Source organism: Pseudocitrobacter vendiensis (assembly GCF_943590815.1).
GTDB lineage: Bacteria > Pseudomonadota > Gammaproteobacteria > Enterobacterales > Enterobacteriaceae > Pseudocitrobacter > Pseudocitrobacter vendiensis.
Map to the genome: position 1 here is coordinate 1 of NZ_CALSBS010000067.1, position 4,616 is coordinate 4,616.

7 protein-coding genes are annotated in these 4,616 nt (G+C 50.8%); 1 reads left to right on the forward strand and 6 read right to left on the reverse strand.

The window, feature by feature from the left end; genetic code table 11:
- Window positions 1-135: 135 nt before the first annotated feature.
- The 3 genes from NMC31_RS25810 to NMC31_RS25820 all read right to left on the reverse strand — a co-directional run bounded on the left by NMC31_RS25810 (window position 136) and on the right by NMC31_RS25820 (window position 1,571).
- Window positions 136-531 carry a hypothetical protein gene (locus NMC31_RS25810; protein WP_182928887.1) on the reverse strand — a complete coding sequence of 132 codons (396 nt, stop codon included), beginning with the start codon at window positions 529-531 and terminating at the stop codon, window positions 136-138.
- A gap of 335 nt (window positions 532-866) precedes the next feature.
- Entirely contained in the window at window positions 867-1,082 is a 216-nt protein-coding gene (locus NMC31_RS25815) for an MbeD family mobilization/exclusion protein (protein ID WP_000137421.1), read from the reverse strand.
- 3 nt (window positions 1,083-1,085) lie between these two features.
- A complete protein-coding gene (locus tag NMC31_RS25820; RefSeq protein ID WP_110606109.1) occupies window positions 1,086-1,571 on the reverse strand; it encodes an MbeB family mobilization protein in 486 nt (161 codons plus the stop codon).
- Window positions 1,572-1,821: 250 nt separating this feature from the next.
- Between NMC31_RS25820 and NMC31_RS26395 the strand changes: the two genes are divergently transcribed.
- The gene (locus tag NMC31_RS26395; RefSeq protein WP_064291449.1) at window positions 1,822-2,067 is read left to right on the forward strand and encodes a hypothetical protein; all 246 of its coding nucleotides are present in this window, start codon (window positions 1,822-1,824) and stop codon (window positions 2,065-2,067) included.
- 181 nt (window positions 2,068-2,248) lie between these two features.
- Here the strand turns inward: NMC31_RS26395 and NMC31_RS25830 are convergent, their stop codons facing one another.
- From NMC31_RS25830 to NMC31_RS25840, 3 genes are all read right to left on the reverse strand, one after another.
- Complete coding sequence (locus tag NMC31_RS25830; RefSeq protein ID WP_201506694.1) at window positions 2,249-2,572, reverse strand: MobC family plasmid mobilization relaxosome protein; 324 nt, start codon at window positions 2,570-2,572, stop codon at window positions 2,249-2,251.
- A gap of 208 nt (window positions 2,573-2,780) precedes the next feature.
- Entirely contained in the window at window positions 2,781-2,984 is a 204-nt protein-coding gene (locus tag NMC31_RS25835; RefSeq protein ID WP_253899389.1) for a hypothetical protein, read from the reverse strand.
- Window positions 2,985-3,905: 921 nt separating this feature from the next.
- Window positions 3,906-4,616: hypothetical protein (locus NMC31_RS25840; protein WP_253899390.1), on the reverse strand; the 711-nt coding region annotated here is incomplete at its 5' end.

Sequence of the window (4,616 nt, forward strand, 5' to 3'; positions counted from 1 at the left end):
TATTTTTACTTTCGAGATAACTCCTTTTTCTCCGTTTGAAATCAAAGATTCATTTATAGGCAATGATGGTTCACTACCGGCAAATGACAAAAGCCGGTCATCCTTTGAAATAAAAATAAAATTAATCATGAGCGATTACTTCATAAGTCTAACCAAAATATCCGTTGGGATGATCACTCGCTTCAAATCATCATCACTTAGATCGTTAAGGATTGAAAGAAAATCCAAAACCAGCCTTTCATTATTCTGACTTTTCTTACTTATCTTTGTAGAAAATAGTTTAGGCTCTTCCGGCTCGTACTCTTCCCCATTAGGAACTAAACCGATGTATTCTGGTTTGTTGGGGTCACTATAAATAAATGCGTCAAGATCATTTATGTTTTCAGAAATCCAACCACCTATGTTAACAAAACCTTCTTCTGACTTTATTTCTTTGAACTTATCGCCAATTGTACTAAACAGCAAAGGTTTGTGTTTTTTATTCCAATAATTTCTAACTTCTACACTTAACTTCTTCTTAATATCACTCATAAGTCATCCTTAAATAAAATTCATTTACCATAACATCTCTTGGCTGCACCTGCCGATCCGGGTTGGGTGCGTTTCCGGCGCGAAACGGGCATAAGTGGCGACAGACACACCGGAAAGACGCCGGAAACGCACGGGATAAATTTACCCGTTTTGCATAGCCATGCAACACAATGATTACACGCAGGTTTGGTGCTGATTGGGTGCTATAAGCCCGATTTTCACCAGTTATCACAGCGACGGGCCGTCATAAGTACGCTGGCGCTGCGATCGTTCCAGCTCCAGCGATTTCTGGTGCTGCACCGCGCGCACCTGCTCCCGGTGCGCCTCGATACCGTTCAGCCTTGCGACAACCGGCGCAGCTGCTCGCTCAAACTCTGCACCTGCCTGCTCAAGCCCGTGACGCGCTCGCTCAGCGCCGCGTTCTCCCGTTGCATAAGACCAGACATCGTCCGCCATTCCGCGAAGGCGTTCTCCCACTCGTCCAGCCTTTTCGAGTAGTCCTGCTGTAGCTGCTCTAATGCGCTCAGCAACTGTTTTTCCAGCTCCGTCATGTGCTATTTCCCCGCCAGTATCATCCAGCTCGAATCCTCTCCGAACCGTCCCGCTTCCGGGTTCACCCTCACGCAGCGGCGTCTCTGCTCGCCGCAGGTCGAGAGCTGCACGCCGCTGTTCCGCTCTGACAGCATGGCCTGCGTGCTCTTCTGCTCCCGGATGGTCGTGTAATTGTCGAGTATCTGCTGACTCTGCCACCACAGAATGGCCGCGCCCGAGGCGATCAGCAGCGCGGACACCAGGACGATGGTCAGCCACGTCTGGCTGACCATGCGCAGCATCCCTTTCGTGCGCTGGCTCATGGCTGAGGACAGCTTCCGGTCGTGGTCGAGGATGGCGGCGCTGATTCTCTTCTCGCTTTCGCTCAGTTCCGCTCTGACAGACTTCTCGTGCTCGCTGAATGCGGCTTTCAGCATCTCGCCGGTACTCTGCTGCTGCGCTTTCGATTTCTGCTCTAAGTCCTTCGCCAGCGTTAAAAGACTGTTCATAGATGGCTCCCTTCAGTCGGATGTTTCGCCCCCCGTCCGGGTCGGCAATGCTGATGCTGCTTTTCGTGGTGCGCACCACCTCAAAACCTGCGCTTTCCAGCGCCTCAGTGACGTCCTGACGGGTTTTCAGCTCCCCGGACGAGGCTAAGGCCAGTAAACCCCGCGTAATCGCCTGAGCGGCTTCCTGCTTCGTTTCCGGCAGCGCGGACGGCGTGACCAGGGCCCGCCGGTTTTCCGGCGCGTTCGGGTCATGCAGCCCCAGTCTGCCGTTCACTATGGTCTGCCAGGCATCGATGCGCGGACGGTCGGCGCGGTCGTAATACGGCTGGAGACGCCTGCCGGTCAGCAGCTCCGTGTTCGGGATCAGGAAGTTCAGCTCCAGCCGCCCCTTGTCCTGGTGCTCAACCCAAAGCACGCTGTACTGGTCTTTATCGAGTCCGGGCATCAGAACCCGCTCGAAGCTCGCCATCAGCTTTTCACGCTGGCCGGGCGGTAAGTCCTCTTCGGCAAAGGACAGGACGCCGGAGGTGTATTTTTTGGCGTAGGGCGAGGCGTCGATAAGCTCCCGCACCTCTTCCGGCTTCCCTTGCAGGACAGTGGCGCCTTCACGCTGCCGGTCTTTGCCCAGCAGATAATCCACCGGACCGGCGCCGCCGCCGCGCCCACGCGGGTGAAACTTAACGATCATCGCCTGCCTCCTTTTCCAGTACGGCATGCCGCAATCGCTCGAGTCCGGTATCGATGGCCATCAGCGCGGCGACCACCTGCACGCGGTCGTGCCCGCTGCCACCACCGCCGTTAACCTGCCGGGCAATCTGGTTAAGGTTGTTCCCCATGCCGGCAAGCTGACGAAGCAGCGCCGGCGAGAGCGACGGAAGTTTGCCGGCGCGGGCAGGCTTCTCGTCCAGACACGTCTGCCGCATCCAGGCTGCGAGCTGCTTACCGTCGCAGCGTTCCAGCAGACGCCGGTGCTCATCTTCCGTTACCCACATCGTGAGCATTTTGCTGCGTTTGTCTGCCAATCCGGCCTCCTGATAACGCCGGGACGGGCGGGAAATCTTTTCCCGGTCGGCGCGGTGTTGGACAAGCCGCAGGCGCGTCAGCGGCTTTTAGCGGGTTTCGGGGCGCAGCCCTGAACCAGTCACGTAGCGCTAGCGGAGTGTATACTGGCTTAATATGTTAGATCGGAGTGGTAACTCAGGAAAGTGCTTAATGTGGCAGGAGAAAAATGTGGATATGGGGCGTAAGTGCAATATGCAGGTAAGGATGATATGACGCCTCCTCGCTCACTCGGTCGCTGCGCTCCTGCCGTGAGACTGCGGCGGGCGTTACCGGCTCACGAATGGCGGGATAAAGAGACTGAGTGGAAATCAGGAAGAGCGGGAAAAGGATGCGGCGTTGCCGTTTTTCCATAGGCTCCGCCCCCCTGACAAGCATCACGAAATCTGACGCTCAAATCAGTGGCGGCGAAACCCGACAGGACTATAAAGATCCCAGGCGTTTCCCCCTGGTAGCTCCCTCGTGCGCTCTCCTGTTCCTGCCTTTCGGTTTACCGGTGTCATTCCGCTGTTATGGCCGCGTTTTCTCATTCCACGCCTGACACTCAGTTCCGGGTAGGCAGTTCGCTCCAAGCTGGACTGTATGCACGAACCCCCCGTTCAGTCCGACCGCTGCGCCTTGTCCGGTAACTATCGTCTTGAGTCCAACCCGGAAAGACACGACTAATCGCCATTGGCAACGGCCACTGGTAAACAGGATGTGCGAGAGATGTATCGAGAGTTCTTGAAGTAGTGGCCTGTCTGAGGCTACACTGGAAGGACAGATTTGGTGACATGTCTCGCACAAGACTGTTACCACGGTTCGAAGAGTTGGTAGCTCTAAGAACCTTGAAAAACCACCGTTGGTAGCGGTGGTTTTTTCTTTTACAGAATCAGATACTACGTCTAACGCTAGATAGCGGTCAATACGCGCAGGATTGGTCGCAGCCTAAAAAGCATGGTATTATCACTTCACTAAAGATTTATGTTTGGCAAGTACAAGAACTCTCCGCCTTGTATTTTGAAGGTAGGATGTTCACGAGGTGACGGATTTTGTCTGGCAATTTAGTTAGCCGAAAGAAGCACCTGAAGACTGATGTGTAGTCAGCTCACAACATTCGTTAACACTTGTGTTGTGCTGAGGGCAAGCATCCATAAGTCGATGATAAGATCGAGCTGTAGCATTTTGAGAAAATATCTTTGTGCTATAGTAAGACGTTCATTTTAAGTACTGACCAAAAGTAATAGGGTATTTTTACCCAAAAAAAGGCCAAGAGAAATCTTGGCCTTTTTTACTTCAATACTCCATGAAATCACTCGTAAACATGTTAATATGAGTCTCCTTATTTATACTTTCCCTTGTGTCATGGCAGTTATAAAATGATCCAGATATGGGTTTCTTACCCCTTTTCTGCACATTAAAATGCCTAAACTCATCGATCCTATGACTAAACCTATACTTAGAGCTTACATCGCAAAGTAAAACATGCCCATTTGCAGACGACGTACCTTGCTTTGAATGATATTCGTGACCAAAAACGAAATTATTCAAGTTTACATCTACAAATATTCTACCGGGATTTACATCTGGCACTTTTTTATAGCAATCGTTTTTTATTTTCTTTATATCAGCAGCAAGATTACCTATATCAATCTCATGAACCCTCTTTAGAGAATCAAAGAATCCCCTTAGCAACGGATTGATAAAATTACGATATGGCAGCCTCATCAAAATACCATTACTAATAAGAAGCTCTCTTTTAATCTGCATGAATTTCTTCACTGACAAACTCATTAAAGATTCAATTTTTTGTTTTAGCTGCCCGTCAGCTAGATCTGCTGAACAACTACTAAGATCAAAAACCATGAAAAAAAGCCCAGCATGCTTACAAAGGTAAGGGTAGTAGTCTGAGTCACAGAACAGCACCACTCCGCTGTAAGCTGAGTAAAAATCACCCAACTCAGATAGTACACACCCCATTAGATCACTATGTTTCGTATTATTTTT

Bases quoted from the DNA above. Each gene is read 5' to 3' on its own strand.
- NMC31_RS25835 (WP_253899389.1), bottom strand. From the start codon at position 2,984: ATGGAAAAACGGCAACGCCGCATCCTTTTCCCGCTCTTCCTGATTTCC.
- NMC31_RS25810 (WP_182928887.1), bottom strand. From the start codon at position 531: ATGAGTGATATTAAGAAGAAGTTAAGTGTAGAAGTTAGAAATTATTGG.
- NMC31_RS25830 (WP_201506694.1), bottom strand. From the start codon at position 2,572: ATGCTCACGATGTGGGTAACGGAAGATGAGCACCGGCGTCTGCTGGAA.
- NMC31_RS25815 (WP_000137421.1), bottom strand. From the start codon at position 1,082: ATGACGGAGCTGGAAAAACAGTTGCTGAGCGCATTAGAGCAGCTACAG.
- NMC31_RS25820 (WP_110606109.1), bottom strand. From the start codon at position 1,571: ATGAACAGTCTTTTAACGCTGGCGAAGGACTTAGAGCAGAAATCGAAA.
- NMC31_RS26395 (WP_064291449.1), top strand. From the start codon at position 1,822: ATGCAGCCCCAGTCTGCCGTTCACTATGGTCTGCCAGGCATCGATGCG.